The organism is Lactococcus lactis, assembly GCF_029023865.1.
Lineage (GTDB): Bacteria > Bacillota > Bacilli > Lactobacillales > Streptococcaceae > Lactococcus > Lactococcus lactis.
Genome location: NZ_CP118969.1, coordinates 822,199 through 838,193 on the forward strand (window position 1 = coordinate 822,199; position 15,995 = coordinate 838,193).

At 34.4% G+C, this 15,995-nt stretch carries 16 protein-coding genes and 1 pseudogene; 16 read left to right on the plus strand and 1 reads right to left on the minus strand.

Annotated elements, in window-relative coordinates:
* Positions 1 to 96 precede the first annotated feature (96 nt).
* The 15 genes and pseudogenes from PYW37_RS04240 (at position 97) to PYW37_RS04310 (ending at position 14,406) form a co-directional block, all read left to right on the plus strand.
* The gene (locus PYW37_RS04240; RefSeq protein ID WP_023188699.1) at positions 97 to 1,008 is read left to right on the plus strand and encodes a CHAP domain-containing protein; all 912 of its coding nucleotides are present in this window, start codon (positions 97 to 99) and stop codon (positions 1,006 to 1,008) included.
* A 225-nt stretch (positions 1,009 to 1,233) separates the two neighbouring features.
* Positions 1,234 to 1,596, plus strand: a complete 363-nt coding sequence (locus tag PYW37_RS04245; RefSeq protein WP_023188700.1) for a TIGR02328 family protein — start codon at positions 1,234 to 1,236, stop codon at positions 1,594 to 1,596.
* 81 nt (positions 1,597 to 1,677) lie between these two features.
* Complete coding sequence (locus tag PYW37_RS04250) at positions 1,678 to 2,139, plus strand: hypothetical protein (protein ID WP_058222340.1); 462 nt, start codon at positions 1,678 to 1,680, stop codon at positions 2,137 to 2,139.
* A 72-nt stretch (positions 2,140 to 2,211) separates the two neighbouring features.
* Positions 2,212 to 3,101 (plus strand): annotated as a pseudogene (locus PYW37_RS04255) (IS982 family transposase).
* A 202-nt stretch (positions 3,102 to 3,303) separates the two neighbouring features.
* The gene (locus PYW37_RS04260; RefSeq protein WP_003130760.1) at positions 3,304 to 3,549 is read left to right on the plus strand and encodes a type B 50S ribosomal protein L31; all 246 of its coding nucleotides are present in this window, start codon (positions 3,304 to 3,306) and stop codon (positions 3,547 to 3,549) included.
* Positions 3,550 to 3,679: 130 nt separating this feature from the next.
* On the plus strand, positions 3,680 to 4,210 hold the full coding sequence (locus tag PYW37_RS04265; protein WP_012898210.1) for a YceD family protein: 531 nt from the start codon (positions 3,680 to 3,682) through the stop codon (positions 4,208 to 4,210).
* 155 nt (positions 4,211 to 4,365) lie between these two features.
* On the plus strand, positions 4,366 to 5,058 hold the full coding sequence (locus PYW37_RS04270) for a response regulator transcription factor (RefSeq protein WP_012898209.1): 693 nt from the start codon (positions 4,366 to 4,368) through the stop codon (positions 5,056 to 5,058).
* 8 nt (positions 5,059 to 5,066) lie between these two features.
* A complete protein-coding gene (locus tag PYW37_RS04275; RefSeq protein ID WP_010906048.1) occupies positions 5,067 to 6,542 on the plus strand; it encodes a HAMP domain-containing sensor histidine kinase in 1,476 nt (491 codons plus the stop codon).
* Between the two features lie 182 nt (positions 6,543 to 6,724).
* Positions 6,725 to 7,966, plus strand: coding sequence for an ammonium transporter (locus PYW37_RS04280; protein WP_025016683.1), 1,242 nt, complete (start codon positions 6,725 to 6,727; stop codon positions 7,964 to 7,966).
* Positions 7,967 to 8,097: 131 nt separating this feature from the next.
* Positions 8,098 to 8,439 carry a P-II family nitrogen regulator gene (locus PYW37_RS04285; RefSeq protein ID WP_010906046.1) on the plus strand — a complete coding sequence of 114 codons (342 nt, stop codon included), beginning with the start codon at positions 8,098 to 8,100 and terminating at the stop codon, positions 8,437 to 8,439.
* Between the two features lie 491 nt (positions 8,440 to 8,930).
* Positions 8,931 to 10,283: a UDP-N-acetylmuramoyl-L-alanine--D-glutamate ligase gene (murD, locus tag PYW37_RS04290; RefSeq protein WP_025016684.1), complete on the plus strand. Its 1,353-nt coding sequence runs from the start codon at positions 8,931 to 8,933 to the stop codon at positions 10,281 to 10,283.
* Between the two features lie 209 nt (positions 10,284 to 10,492).
* On the plus strand, positions 10,493 to 11,566 hold the full coding sequence (gene murG, locus PYW37_RS04295) for an undecaprenyldiphospho-muramoylpentapeptide beta-N-acetylglucosaminyltransferase (protein ID WP_003130746.1): 1,074 nt from the start codon (positions 10,493 to 10,495) through the stop codon (positions 11,564 to 11,566).
* Positions 11,567 to 12,745, plus strand: a complete 1,179-nt coding sequence (locus tag PYW37_RS04300) for a cell division protein FtsQ/DivIB (RefSeq protein ID WP_021722683.1) — start codon at positions 11,567 to 11,569, stop codon at positions 12,743 to 12,745.
* A 149-nt stretch (positions 12,746 to 12,894) separates the two neighbouring features.
* Positions 12,895 to 14,208 carry a GTPase ObgE gene (gene obgE / locus PYW37_RS04305; protein ID WP_003130743.1) on the plus strand — a complete coding sequence of 438 codons (1,314 nt, stop codon included), beginning with the start codon at positions 12,895 to 12,897 and terminating at the stop codon, positions 14,206 to 14,208.
* A 27-nt stretch (positions 14,209 to 14,235) separates the two neighbouring features.
* Positions 14,236 to 14,406, plus strand: a complete 171-nt coding sequence (locus PYW37_RS04310; protein ID WP_017864795.1) for a hypothetical protein — start codon at positions 14,236 to 14,238, stop codon at positions 14,404 to 14,406.
* A 34-nt stretch (positions 14,407 to 14,440) separates the two neighbouring features.
* On the opposite strand, the gene PYW37_RS04315 is transcribed toward PYW37_RS04310, so the two are convergent.
* A complete protein-coding gene (locus tag PYW37_RS04315) occupies positions 14,441 to 15,058 on the minus strand; it encodes a hypothetical protein (RefSeq protein WP_025016685.1) in 618 nt (205 codons plus the stop codon).
* A 587-nt stretch (positions 15,059 to 15,645) separates the two neighbouring features.
* On the opposite strand from PYW37_RS04315, the gene PYW37_RS04320 reads away from it, so the two are divergent.
* A complete protein-coding gene (locus tag PYW37_RS04320) occupies positions 15,646 to 15,951 on the plus strand; it encodes an EF2685/EF0750 family sortase-dependent surface protein (RefSeq protein WP_025016686.1) in 306 nt (101 codons plus the stop codon).
* The last annotated feature ends 44 nt before the right edge of the window (positions 15,952 to 15,995 follow it).

A 15,995-nucleotide genomic window follows, 5' to 3' on the forward strand; every position in this document is an offset into this window, starting at 1 on the left:
ATGAAATCGCTTGACATTTTAGGTGACCTATTATAGAGTTTAAATAGAATACATTAGCTTAAATAGCATAAGGCTAGGCTAAAATGGAGGATTTGGATGCAAGGAAAAAAAGTTTTTTTGCTGCTTGGTATTATAACAGCAGTGGGTGCTTGGAATATCGCTAATGGAACTCAGGTGAAAGCAAGTTCGAAAAGCCCAGTTTATCGACTTTATAACCCTAATAGTGGGGAACATTTTTACACCACAAATTTTTATGAAGGAAATTCTCTTAAAAATGTGGGTTGGCGTGACGAGGGTATTGGTTGGCAAGCAGCAAATTCTGGTGAACCAGTTTATCGGCTTTATAATCCCAATGTTAAAGGTGGGGATCATTATTATACCTTGAGTAAATATGAAGCGCAAACTTTGGTCAATCTAGGTTGGCGCTGGGACAATAATGCAAATCCTGTCTTTTATTCAGCTGGAACAGTCAATCTTTATGTTTCTTATAATCCTAATGCTCAGTCAGGTGCACATAATTATACAACGAATGTATTTGAGCAGAATAGTTTATTATCTGTAGGTTGGAAATATGGAGCTATTGCTTGGAAAACAATGCCTTCTGACAGTTTGCCTGGAACTCCAGCGGGTTGGACGATTGATAGACCGATGAATATTGATAATTATTCAACCCAAACTTATGCTTATAAACAATGTACTTGGTGGGTCTATAATCGAGCGAAAGAGTTTGGGATTAACTATGGCCAATATATGGGGAATGGTAAGGATTGGCAAAATCAAGCAGGTTATCAAGTTACATCAACTCCTCAACTTCATAGTGCCGTAAGTTTTAAGGCAGGGCAAGACGGAGCTGATGCCACTTACGGTCATGTTGCCTTTGTAGAAAAAATTCGTTCTGATGGTTCAATATTAATTTCGCAATCAGGAACAGGTTATAGTACTTTATTTTCTTATCAAGTTTTAAGCAAAGATCAAGCTAGTCGCTTACGTTATGTAATTGGAAAATAGGTTTCTTTAAAAAATCAGCTAATCAAATTACTTGAGAGCATCCTTTTATCAAGGTATAATAGATACATCTTTATTTCAGATATTAATTGTTAATTCTAGAACTCATCGGTTGAACAATCGGAAATCAACAATTAATATCTGATTCAAATAGGGAAAAGAGAATTCTCCTTCGGGAGGATTTTTTAATAAAGAAATTTTTCTATTCTAAATATGAAAGGGGAGGATATGAGACTTTGGCATGAAGCTTTAATCAAAAAGCTTCCAAGACAGCAACTTTTGGGACAGCATCGTGAATGTTGTGCCCTTCGAGGAAAAGGCTGGGAGAAACCACATTCAACAGTAAATTATGTTTTTAATTATTCGCCCTATAAACTTTTTCAATATCATTTACAAGTCATGACTGAAATGAGAAAAAGAGGCTATCATCCGGATGAAAAATGGCTAAATCCTTTATATCGGGGACAAACTTCTAAAGTATATTTAGAACTAGAAGAAGTTATTCAAACCTTCCCGATCTATCCTGAACATAATAATGATTATCTTGAAGACTGTAAAGAAAATTTGAGAGAAAAGGGAATAATAATCTAGAAAATAAAAAGAGGATTTCCTTTGAAAAGGCTAAAATGATATGATAAAATCATGAGTATAAAATGAGAAAGAGAGTGACTCATGATTATCGATTTAGGAAATGTCTGGGATGCCCTGAGTGCGATTGGAACTATAGCTGTAGTTATTGTTTCGCTTTATTTGGCAAGAAGAGACTATCGAAAAAAATTAGAAGTTGACTACTGGATTTCTTATAAAATATTCTCCGGAGAAAAAATATCTTTGTGGTCTATTGATCTTGTAAATATTGGATCCGTTCCCGTAAAGATTTATGAAGTCGGTCTTTATCAAAAAAGTTGGTTAAGAAAAAGGCGGAAAAAAATAATATTTATGATGCCTAGAGATTTCGAGTACGAAAGTGCCAAACTACCAATTTTACTTAATCCGCAAGAAGATGCAACTTATTTCATAGCTAAAAATGAGTGGATAACTAAAATAAAAGAACTTGGAATTAATCAACGTAAGATTGGACTTTATGCTAGAGATACTACTGGAAAATATTATTATACCCGAATTGCTAGTTAATTTCATTGGAAAATAAATAAGTCGTGCTATCCTAATCTTAAACTACTAAGCATTAGAAAGCGCACGACTTATATGACTTATAATAGCACACTTCCAAAAGTTTTTGTTTATTTACTGACAACCATTGAGACGCTTTATCAAACGAGTGTTCCCCTTGAGGTTCAAAACCGAAAGAACGTCCATCTTGCAACATCTGACTGTTTAGTGATTACTTGTTACCTATGGGGCGTACTGCATTTTAGTGAAACGCTTAAAGCTAAGCACCAATTGGCTCAAAGTTTATTTCCTAATTTCCTAGAATATTCTCGCTTTGTCTGCCGTTGTAATGCCCTCTTACCGAGTATCCAAGTCATTCGCCAAGCACTCGTCTTTAAAGAGGTTGAAGGAATGAGTGTATCCATTATTGACAGCTTCCCCATTCCTTTGTGTCAGCCTATTCGTAATTTCAGAAGCAAAGGTCTTGGAGATTATGCAAATGTTGGCTACAATGCTACAAAGGGACAGTACTTCTATGGATGTAAATGTCATGCTTTAGTCAGTGAATCAGGCTATGTCATAGACTACACAATTACTCCTGCTTCAATGGCTGATAGTTCAATGACCGAGGAAGTGTTGAGTCAATTTGGGACACCAACAGTCCTTGGAGATATGGGATATCTAGGTCAGTCACTGCATGAAAGGCTGGAATTAGAAGGAATTGATCTAATTACACCTGTCAGGAAGAACATGAAGCAAAAGAAAAACCTTTTCCCTAATTTTTCAAAACGTAGAAAAGTGATTGAGCGAGTTTTCTCTTTTTTGACAAATCTAGGAGCTGAGCGTTGTAAAAGTCGTTCGCCTCAAGGTTTTCAATTGAGATTAGAGATGATACTTTTAGCGTATTCTTAATGTTAAAATCAGCTAAATCACTGGAACCAGAGACTTTAAGATATTCTATCGGGTATCAAGTCATGGCTAAATAATCAACTAGCAATTCGGGTATTATTATAGAAAATTTTTATTGAAGTAAATTTACTTTTTTTAAGAATTGAAAAGTTTGTAAAGTTTTTTTCTTGACAAAAGAAAATTTTAACTTGAAATTTATCTATAAATTTGATAGAATATTTAAGTATTCGTACAACTTTGGTCTGGCAAACAGTCCAAGGCAGAAAGGAAATTCTAACGATGAAACAAAATATCCATCCAAATTACCAACCAGTAGTCTTCATGGACACTACAACTGGTTTCAAATTTTTGACTGGTTCAACTAAAGGTTCTAAAGAAACTGTTGAATGGGAAGACGGAAACACTTATCCATTGATCCGTGTTGAAATCTCTTCAGATTCACATCCATTCTATACAGGTCGTCAAAAATTCCAAGCAGCGGACGGACGTATCGCTCGTTTCGAAAAGAAATACGGCAAACAATAATAGAAATGGTCATTCGACCATTTTTATTTTTACCTGTAAAAGTTGTCATTTGACAGCTTTTTATTATGAAAAAATATAGAAATAAGATAAACTAAAGAAAAATAATTAAATTGTGGGAGAATATTAAAAGATGAAATGGTCTTTAAATGAATTAACGAAAAAAAAGCAGATTAGTTTCAATGAAGAATTAAATCTACGTGATGAGTTGCTCAAACGTTCACAAGAAATTTTAGATTGTCAACCAATTGAGGTTAAAGGTGAAATTGCTTATGATGATGATTTATTCTATTTAGATTATCAAATTAAAACAGTATTGACATTACCTTCGTCAAGAAGTTTAAAACCAGTCGAGTATCCTATTGATCTTTTTGTCAATGAAATTTTTGCGACTGAAGAGAGTTTGAGAGGGAATCAAGAATTATTAGACAATGATTTGATTATTGTTTTGGATAAAGATTTAATCAGTTTAGATGAATCAATCACTGATAATCTTTTATTGGAAATTCCTTTGCAAATTTTTGCTGAAGATGAAGAGGCTGAAGAGTTGCCGGCTGGTAAATTCTGGTCTGTTTTGAGTGAAGAAGATTATGCCAAACAACAAGAAGAAAAATTGGAAGAAAAGAAATCTCCTTTTGATGGTTTAAATGGATTATTTGATTAGATAGCTCTCATTTTCAAAGGGTTTCAGCCTTAAAGCCTAAGAAAGCGAAAACAATTTAAAAAAAGCGTCAAATAGTTTGTACATAAATTAAATTTATCTTATAATAGTATTATAAGAAATCGAATTATACAGTTTTTTTAACAAAGGAGAATGATATGACTTCAAAGAAAATTTTGATTATTGAGGATGAAAAGAATTTAGCGCGATTCGTCTCATTAGAATTAGAACATGAAGGCTATGCGACTGAGATTAAAGATAATGGTCGTTCTGGTCTTGAAGAAGCAAGTTCAAAAGATTATGATTTAATCTTGCTTGATTTGATGCTTCCTGAACTTGACGGTTTTGAGGTAGCTCGTCGTTTACGAAAAGAAAAAGATACACCAATCATTATGATGACGGCACGTGATTCAACGATGGACCGTGTTGCTGGTCTTGATATTGGGGCTGATGATTATATCACTAAACCTTTTGCGATTGAGGAACTTTTGGCGCGTGTTCGTGCTTTCTTCCGTCGTGAAGAGCATGGTCATGCCGTTGAACGTGCTGAAAATACTTCTTTCCGTGATCTTGTGATTGACAAAACGAATCGCACCGTTCATCGTGGTAAAAAAGTAATTGATTTAACACGTCGTGAGTATGACCTCCTTTTGACATTGATGCAAAATGTTGGCGATGTTGTGACTCGTGAACATTTAGTTTCACAAGTTTGGGGATATGAAGAAGGAACAGAAACAAATGTTGTGGATGTTTATATTCGTTATCTTAGAAATAAAATTGATGTTGAAGGTCAAGATAGCTATATTCAAACTGTTCGTGGCTTAGGTTATGTAATGCGTGAACGCAAATAAAAAATAAGATGAAAAAATTATTTACTTTCAATAAGAAAAAAGAGACGGTAGAGGAAAGTTCGGCTAAGCGGTCTATCATGCTTAGGTGGGCTTTTGCTAACACCGTTTTTTGTTTTATTACTTTTACTTTGTTTGCTACTTTGACTTATCAATTGACAATCAGTTCTTTTATTAAAGAAGAACAACAATTATTAACTCGCTCTATGGATAGTGTTGAGGAAGTCTTAGAAAAAGCAGATGCTCCTTTGAATTCATCGAATTTGAACACATATATTGAAGCGACATCAAAGATTCAAAATGGTGAGTCTGAAGGAATGAGTTTGGGTAGTATCATTGGGACACGGAAAGCATTTTATATTTATGACTTAAATCATAAATTATTGTATTCAACGAATCGACATACTTTTGGTTTTCAGAATCAGGCTAATAATGAAATGAAAGAGATTCGGGGAGAAAATCCAGGTTATTTAGTTCAGAGAAAAATTATTTCTAAGTCAACAGGACAAGTTGTGGGATACTTACAGGCTTTTTATGATACGACGACTTATCATCGAATTTCTAATCTTCTTTTGATTGTCTTGTTAATTTTAGAAATTGTTGCCTTGATTGTCGCTCAGTTGATTGGTTATTTCATGGCTAATTACTTTATGAAACCATTGGAAAAACTTTATCAGGGCATGCAAGAAATGGCAAATGATCCAACAAATGATTTTGAACCGATTGAAATTCAAAGTGGAGATGAAATCGAAGAGTTGGCTCATGTTTACAATGATATGATGTTGAAGATGAAGGCATATCTTGAACAGCAAAATCGCTTTGTTTCTGATGTTTCTCATGAATTAAGAACACCTTTAGCTGTCTTGGATGGACATATTAACTTGTTGAATCGATGGGGGAAAAATGATCCAGAAGTATTAGATGAATCTTTGCAGGCAAGTTTAGATGAAGTTGATCGAATGAAGAAAATGCTTGAGGAGATGTTGGCTCTTGCTCGTCTTGAAAATGTTGACTTATCAAGTGAAGAACTGGATTGTGATGTTGGAAAAGTTTGTAATCGGGCCCTTAAGAATTTTCAGCTTTTGCATGATGATTTTGAAATAGTGCTTGATAACCGGCTTATTTATCCCACTCATGCGCGAATTTCAGAAAATCATTTTGAACAAGGTTTACGAATTCTGTTAGATAATGCTGCTAAATACTCTCCTGATGATCGTAAAGAAATCGTGATTACTGTTTCTGAGGATGAACAGTTTGTGATTACGAGTGTATCTGACAAAGGAATTGGAATTTCAGAAGAAGATATTAATCATCTTTTTGAGCGTTTCTTTAGAGCGGACAAGGCTCGCAATCGAGAAATTGGTGGAACTGGTTTAGGTTTATCAATTTTAGCTCGATTGGCAGAAAATTATCAAGGGGAAATTGAGGTAAATTCAGAACTGGGTCTTGGTTCAACTTTTACACTAAAATTCCCGAAAATAAAATAAAGAATAAGAGAATTGCTAAAGGGCAGTTCTTTTTTTGCGACTCATGTCATGTTTTATAACATCAAATATAAAAATAATTGACTTGTTTAGAAAGTTGTGTTATATTTTATTACATGATTAAATTGTCAGAAAATATTGATAAATATTCTGTTTTAATCTCGAACTTTTAAAGGAGAAATTTTATGGACACAGGCTCAATTGCATTTATTTTAATTTGTGCGGCATTGGTATTTTTGATGACGCCTGCATTAGCATTTTTTTATGGAGGACTTGGACGCCGAAAAAATGTGTTAAACACAATGATGATGTCTCTTGCACCAATGACTCTGGCTTCTATTTTATGGGTAATTATTGGCTTCTCATTTTCATTTTCAGGAAGCAATAGTTGGCTTGGTGATTTCAACCATTTGTTTATGAATGGTGTGGATATGGCTAAAAATTCACTTTTCCCTGCTAATCATATTCCAGATGGACTTTTTTCTGGTTTTCAAATGATGTTCTCGATTATCACAGTAGCTCTAATTACGGGATCTGTTGTTGGAAGAATGAGATTTACACCAATTTTGATTTTTATGACTGCTTGGTTAATTTTAGTTTATTATCCTTTGGCTCATATGGTTTGGGGCGGTGGATTTTTGGCTCAAATTCATGCGATTGACTTTGCGGGTGGAGATGTTGTTCATATTTCAAGTGGGGTGACAGGACTTGTACTTGCGTTAGTACTTGGAAAACGTCGAGATTACGAACGTTTAGATTATCGTCCACATAATATTCCTTTTGTTGTTTTGGGCGCTGGTCTCCTATGGTTTGGTTGGTTCGGCTTTAATGCGGGGTCAGCGCTTGCTGCCAATGGTGTGGCAATTAACGCCTTTATGACGACCAATACAGCAGCTGCAGCAGCAATGTTTTCATGGATGATTGTTGAAAAAATATTGATTGGTAAACCTTCAATTGTTGGTGCTTGTTCTGGTGCGGTAGTTGGCTTGGTGGCCATCACTCCAGGAGCTGGTTTTGTTTCTTTATGGTCGTCATTGATTATTGGTTTTTTGGTTAGTCCTTTATCATACTTTATGATTTCTGTAGTAAAAAAGAAATTGGGATATGATGATGCTTTAGATGCTTTTGGTTGTCACGGTATTGGCGGGATGTTTGGCGGAATTATGACAGGAATTTTTGCAACGCCGGCTTTGGCACCAGAAAAAGGCTACGCTGGTTTAATCTATGGCTCTGGGAAATTGCTTTTGGCTAATGTATCTGCGGTTGTCTTCACAGTTATTTTCACTGCTCTTGTGAGTTGGATCATTATTAAAGTAATTGCCTTGTTTATGCCAATTCGTGTATCTGACCGTGCTGAAGCTATTGGACTTGACGACAGTGAGCACGAAGAAACTGCTTATCCAACCTTCTTAGGTTTGGATTCTTAAGTTTAATTTTACTGACAGATATTTCTTATATAAAATTGTGAGTTTGTCAGTAAAATCAATTTTGAATGATGTCTTTGAAGTATGCTGACAAGTCTGTCAGTAAAAATGTAAGATACAAAGAGAGAAAAAATATGAAAAAAATTGAAGCGATTATTCGGACAGATAAATTAGAAGATTTGAAAGCAGCCCTATCAGATAATGGCTTGGTGCATGGGATGACAGTTTCTCAAGTTTTGGGTTATGGTGAACAAAAAGGATTTACAGAATATGTTCGTGGTCAACGAATTGAAACTACTTTACTTTCAAAGTTAAAGATAGAAATTGTATCAATCGATGAAAAAGTTGATGATATTGTTAATGTGATTATTAAAGCAGTTCAAACGGGCGAAGTGGGAGATGGTAAAATCTTCATTCAACCTGTTGAGCGTGTAATTCGAATTAGAACCTCAGAAGAAGATGCTCAAGCGCTCTAAGTATCACTGCTTATAACGCTTTGAAGCGTGAATGGGTGCTCTTGCTAGATACCTTATTACTCACTCATCGGAAAATTATTGTTTCCACTGAGTTCGGTCATAATACGGTAAGAATCAAGCAAAACAAATCGTTATTTTGTGTTACTTATTACGCTCTAAGTCTCATACTTTATAACAGGATAAAGTGTAGATGCTTGGAGACTATCTTTCCAGATTCACTACTGCTGACTCTCGGTGTAACAACTAGTATATTTCGTAAGTCAGCAAATCTAACAACGAATTTTCTAGGTTAGAAATGATTCTTCTTGCTGAGTTCTATCTTATTAAAAAGTAAGCTGACAAATAGGTCAGCTTTTTGTATTTTTTTGAAAAAATTACTGACAGACTTGTCAGTAAATAAGACTGTTGAAAAAAAGCCCGATTAGGGGTAAAATAGATTAGATAAAGTCGTCAGTGAAATATTTTACTGACAACTTAAAAAGGAATAGAAAATGAAAAAAATAACGAAATTTAAAGATCAAAAAATCTTAGTTCTTGGACTTGCCCGTTCTGGAATGGCTGCTGCCCTTGTGCTCAATGAGTTGGGTGCGATTGTTACGGTCAATGATGGCAAACCTTTTGAAGAAAATAAAGAAGCGCAATTACTTTTAGAAGAAGGAATTAAAGTCATCACAGGGAGTCATCCTATTGATTTATTGGATGAAGATTTTGCACTAATGGTTAAAAATCCAGGAATTCGTTATGATAACCCAATGGTTGAACGAGCTGAAGCATTGAATATTCCTGTAATTACTGAGGTTGAACTTGCTTATCTCATCAGTGAAGCTCCAATCATTGGAATTACCGGAACCAATGGGAAAACAACGACGACAACATTGATTGCTGATATTTTAAATGCCGATGGTCAGTCAGCAAAATTGTCAGGGAATATTGGTTTTCCAGCGTCAGAAGTAGCCGAAAAAGCGAGTGCTTCTGATACATTAGTGATGGAACTTTCAAGTTTTCAATTGATGGGCATTGATAGCTTCCGCCCTAAAATTGCCTTAATTACAAATTTATTTTCAGCTCATTTAGACTATCATGGTTCGCAAAAAGCCTATGAAGCTGCAAAATGGCGAATTCAAGAAAATACGACCTCAGATGATTTCTTGATTCTCAATTTTAATCAAGAAAAATGTCGTAATTTGGCTGACAAAACGAAAGCGACTGTTCTTGCTTTTTCAACAAAAGAAAAAGTTAATGGTGCTTATTCTAAAGATGGAAAAATTTATTTTAATGATGAATATATCATGGAAGTTTCTGAACTTTCACTTCCTGGTGAGCACAATCTAGAAAATGCTTTAGCAGCCATTGTAGCTTCAAAATTACAAGGGACAAAAAATGAAGCGATTGTAGAAGTACTGACAAGTTTTGCTGGCGTAAAACATCGTCTGCAATATCTTGGTGAAATTGATGGTCGTAAAGTCTATAACGACAGCAAGGCAACCAATATTTTGGCTACTCAAAAAGCACTTTCTGGTTTTGATAATAGTAAACTTTGGCTTTTAGCTGGCGGACTTGATCGTGGAAATGGTTTTGAAGAGTTAGAAAAAGACTTGCAAGATTTGAAAGGAATGGTTGTTTTTGGTCAAACAGCAAATAAATTACGTTTGACTGCAGAAAAATTGAATATTCCCGTTTTTGATAGCGAAAATGTTGCAAAAGCCCTCGAAGAAATTCTACCTCAAACGCAAGCAGGAGATACAATTTTACTTAGTCCAGCTTGTGCAAGTTGGGACCAATATAAAACTTTTGAAGAACGCGGTGATTTATTCATTCAAGCCTTTGAAAATTTGAAAAAATAAAAGTACTGACAACTATTGAATTAATTTATGTTAAAATTAATTTTACTGACAGAAAGAATAATTACGATTCATCTTGCTGACAGCTATCAGATTTAATTTGTACTTTATTTCTATCATTATTTTCTTGTTTATTAGAGAACAGGATTTAATGAAACTTGGGTACAAAAATATTTGTCAGAGAATCCCCAAACTATTGGAGAAAAACAAACATGCGAATTATCATTACAGGTGGCGGCACAGGCGGTCATATTTATCCAGCGCTAGCTTTCCTTAAGTATTTGGAAAAAGTAGAACCAGATACAGAAGTGCTTTATATTGGAACGAAAAAAGGCTTGGAGGCAAAAATTGTCCCTCAAGCAGGAATTAAATTAAAAACAGTTGATATTCAAGGATTACGTCGTTCACTTAGTCCGCAAAATTTAAAAACAGCTTATAAGTTTTTTAAATCTGTCTCAGATGCTAAAAAAATTATGAAAGAATTTAAACCGGATGTTGTTTTGGGAACTGGTGGATATGTGGCAGGGCCAGTTGTTTATGCTGCTGCGCAATTAAAAATTCCAACAATTATACATGAAGGAAATTCTTTCCCAGGAATAACTAATCGTTTTCTTGCTAAAAAAGTTGACCGAATTGCAGTAGGTTTTCACGCAGCAGAACAATATTTTCCAGCGAGCAAAACAACTTTTACTGGAAATCCAAGGGCACAAGAAGTTGCAGATGCAGCGGCTCAAGTAGAAAAATTTGAAGAGCCAACGGTTGTTATTTTCGGTGGCTCACGTGGCGCTTTAAAACTTAACAATGCTTTTATTGAAGCCCTTCCTGAATTAGCACAACGTTCATTTAAAACCGTTTATGCTTCAGGAGAGATTTATTATGATGATTACAAGGAAACTTTTAATCAATATAAAGAAAATTCTAATTTAGATATTCGTCCTTATATTAATAATATGACAGAACTTTTAGCAAAAAGTCAGCTCTTTTTAGGACGCTCTGGTTCAACAACTATTGCTGAAGTTACCGCTTTAGGCTTACCAGCCGTTTATGTCCCAAGTCCAAATGTGACAGCTGACCAACAGACTAAAAATGCTCAAGAATACGTTGACCAAGGTGCAGCTATTATCATCAAAGACGAAGACCTAACGGGTCAAACTTTGGTTGAAGCTATTTCAAATATACTCGAAAATAATGAGAAGTATCAAGAAATGCAAGCAGCTAGTCTAAAAGCGGGCGTTCCAGATGCTAGCCAACGCCTTTACAATCTAGTGAAAGAAATTAGTAAATAAATGAGTGAAAAAGATAATAACTTAACCCCTTGGCAGCAAAAACATCTTGAATATCAGAAAAGAAAAGCAGAAGAAGCCAAAAAAGAAAAGAAAGCAAATCAACCTAAAAAGGTTCATTTTTCTTCACCTTTTCTTAAAAGTCTCCCAAAAACTGAAAAAAACTTTGATGACACTAGAGACGAAGCTGAGTCAGCTGAGTTGTTAGAAGAAGGCTTTGAGACTAATAACGAAGAAACTCAATCAAGCGAAGCTCCGATTGAAAATGAAAAAATTATTGCTCAGTTAGAACAACTTTCTCAAGAGAATGAATATGAGTATGAAGAAGATCAAATCAAAAGACCTTCGAGATTTTCTTCTTTATTTAAAGGTTCAGCTCCACTTTTAAAGAAAATGTGGCCAGCCTTAGCAATTGTTGTTCTGGTATTCGTCGGCTCTCTTTATTTGATTTCACCTCTCAGCAAAATATCAACTTTTAGTGTTTCTGGAAATGCGAATGAAAGTAGCGAACAAGTTGCATTAGCTTCAGGAATTCAAACAAGCGATAGTATTTTTAATATCCTAAATAATAAGGAAAAAATTGAAGCGACAATCGAACAAAAATTCCCTAGAATTTCTGCCGTTACAATCAATTACCATTTTCCTAATCGCTTTGAGGCCATTGTAAAAGAACATACAAACAGTGTCTATGTCAAACGTAATAATCAAACTTACCTTGTCTTAAATAACGGTTACGTGATTACAACACCAGTTGATGCAACTAAGCTTGAGAAATTGCCAGTTTTACAAAATTTTAATGACGAAGAAGTTAAAACTTTTGTAAATGCTTATGAAACGCTTAAACCAGCAATAAAATCACTGATGACTAATGTTACTAAAACTCCTACAGATGCGACGAAAGATTTCATTGCCATTGATATGAGTGACGGAAATCAGGTTCGAGTTTCATTGAGTCAATTAGCTGACCGCCTGCCATATTATCCAAGTGTTGCTAAACAAGTTCAAGCACCACAAGTTGTAGATATGGAAGCTGGTATTTATACGAAGCCAAAAGCTGCTTATGATGCTTATCTTTCACAATTATCTACCTCAAAATCAGCATCTATTTCTGCTCAAAATGCGAAAAAGACTGATGCAAGTAGTGAAAATACTGCTCAAAGCACAACAACAAGTTCAAATTAAAAATAAAAAAAGTGATAATTTAGGATTGTCACTTTTTTAGCACAGGGCAAGCTATAAAAAAAGCTGATAAAATGCTATAATAGATAGCACGCATTTTTGTGGAAAAATAATAAATAAACTATATAAAGAAAATTTAGAGGAGAAACTGTATGTCTTTGTTTTTAGATACAGCACGAATTGAAGTAAAAGCTGGTAAAGGTGGCGATGGTGCAGTTGCTTTTCGCCGTGAAAAATATGTTCCAGATGGTGGTCCTGCCGGTGGTGACGGTGGAAAAGGCGGTTCTGTAATCTTTAAAGTTGATGAAGGAATGTCAACTTTGATGGATTTCCGTTATAACCGTATTTTCCGTGGTAAACCAGGTGAAAAAGGGATGAACAAAGGAATGCACGGTCGTGGAGCCGAAGATTTGATTGTTCATGTTCCTCAAGGAACGACTGTTAAAGATAACGAAACTGGTGATGTTTTAGTTGACTTAATCGAAAAAGACCAAGAATTTGCGGTTGCTAAAGGCGGTCGCGGCGGTCGTGGAAATATTCGCTTTGCCACACCACGTAACCCAGCACCTGAGGTAGCAGAAAATGGAGAACCAGGAGAAGATAAAATTCTACTTTTGGAACTTCGTGTTTTAGCAGATGTTGGTTTAGTTGGTTTTCCATCTGTTGGTAAATCAACATTATTGTCAGTTGTTTCAAATGCGCGTCCTAAAATTGGCGCTTACCATTTCACAACAATCACTCCTAATATCGGAATGGTTCAAGTTGGTTATGGAGATAGTTTTGTTATGGCAGATATGCCAGGATTGATTGAAGGAGCGCACTCTGGTGCAGGACTGGGAATTCAATTCTTGCGTCATATTGAACGTACACGTGTCCTTCTTCATGTTCTCGATATGTCAGAACTTGAAGGACGAGATCCATACGAAGATTACAAAACAATCAATGATGAATTAGAATCTTACAATTTACGTTTGATGGAACGTCCACAAATTATTGTTGCCAACAAAATGGATATGCCAGAAGCTGCCGAACGTTTAGCTGAATTTAAAGAAAAATTAGCTGCTGATTTAGGTCCTGATAAAGAAATGCCTGAAATTTTTGAAGTTTCTGGCCTGACTAAAACAGGACTTCAAGGTTTGCTTGCACGCACAAGTGAATTACTTGCACAAACACCAGAATTCTTACTTTATGATGAAGATGAATTAGCGGATGAAACAGCTTATTACGGCTTTGAAGAAGAAGAAAAACCATTTAAAGTTTCTCGTGATGATGATGGTGGATGGCGCTTATCTGGTGATAAGATTGAAAGACTCTTTATCATGACTAATTTTGATCATGATGAATCAGTTATGAAATTTGCTCGCCAAATGCGCGCGATGGGTGTTGACGAAACACTTCGTTCAATGGGAGCCAAGGATGGCGATTACGTTAGAATTCAAAAATTTGAATTTGAATTTGTAGATTAAAAATTTCAATATTTTCGGAGATTAAAAATGGGATTTAAAATTATTGGTGACCGTGACAAAGACGGAAATTTTATTGCCTCAGCCGATTATTGGACCGATGAACGGATTGATGACTTGTTAAAGAAATACAATCCTCATGGTAAATTGACTTTATCAAAGGCCAATCAAAATAAAAACGATGAAAAAAAGACTGATTAATTCAGTCTTTTTTTTACTGACAGAACAAATATTTTCACTGACAGCTAGAATAGTGATTTTTGTCAGTAATTTTAGGTCCAATTATTTCTTGAAAAATAACTTTATTGACCGTTTTGGATTGGTCTGCAACTTTATAAAGTGCATTACGTTGAAGGGTTTGAACTTGAAAAGTGGGAGTGATATTCAAAGATTTATTCAGATTATCAGTAATAATTTGATTGGGGTTAAAAGAAATATCATCGGGAATCAAAGAAAGAATTGCCGATTTTTCATAATAGCGTTCAGAAATGTTTTGATTTGCAACATGAAAACTTAAAGCTTTAGGGACTTTGGGGGTTTCAATAGGAAAACCAGCAATGACAGCATTAAAAGAAATATGTTGACCAAAATTAACTTGCTTACTTTTATATTTTTCAAGTTCAGCCCTAAGCAAAAGTTCAGCTTCCTCAAAATTTAAATTAGGTTGATAATAAAATTTCTTGCGAATATTATTGGTAATCAATTCAAATCCGGTAATTCCAACAACGAACCCATTTGGATTACTTTCAAATTTTTTAAAATGACTTTGGGTAAGAACTTTCTTGGTTGTAATTTGTCCATCTGAAATAATACTGATGAAATCAGGCAACATAACAATATTTATAAAACTCATGGTATAAAATCCTTAAAAATTTCTGTCAGTAAAGTATCTAGTAAATTTTATTGACAGAAGAAGTGGTTGATTTTCAAATGTTTCTTATCATTGTATCACTTTTGGGAAATTTTATACTATTTTTTTCATATTAAAAAACAATTTATGAAGTAATAAATTGTTTTTTTTAGTAAATATAAAGTTTCATTAGAAAAATAGCAAGAAAAAACTTTCTATTAGCGGTGTTCTTTCCGAAAAACTTCAATTTTTCGTAAAGAACACTAGTTAACTTATCAAATTTTCACTCTAGAATTACTTTGTAACTAAAAAAATTAGATACATACAATTATATTATATAATAATTAATTATTTTGTACAAGATTAACTACACGATTATTAAAAAATATATCTGTAAAATTACACATTACTCAATTACCTAAACAAATCAAGACCTAAAATTGAGCAAAAACATTGCAATACAATGAAAAAATTTCCGAAAAATTGAAGTTTTTCTGAAAATTACATTAGAATTTATAGAGAAAGAGAGGTCTTTTATTGATTACAAAGATAAAAATTTGTAAATGTAAAGATTAAGAAAGGAAAGAATATTGAAAAAATTAGTATTAATTATTTTATTGCTATTCTCATCGTCAAATTTATTGACGACCATGGGTTCAGCAGATACAACAAGTTATGGTACAAAAGGTCAAGTTGGATTTACGGGAAATTGGGTAGGACTAGAATCGAGTTCAAGTAGTAAAGAAAATCCTAAAAAAGACCTACCGATTACTCAGACCATACTCCCAAAAACAGGAGATATGGAATTCTCATCAATGGTAACTAGTTATGTTGGCTTATTAATTTTGGCAAGCATAATAGTTTATAAAAAAGAAAGAGGGAGGTTAACTTTATAGAAAATAAATAATAGTCGATTACTGCACCTTTTTTAAGGATAAAA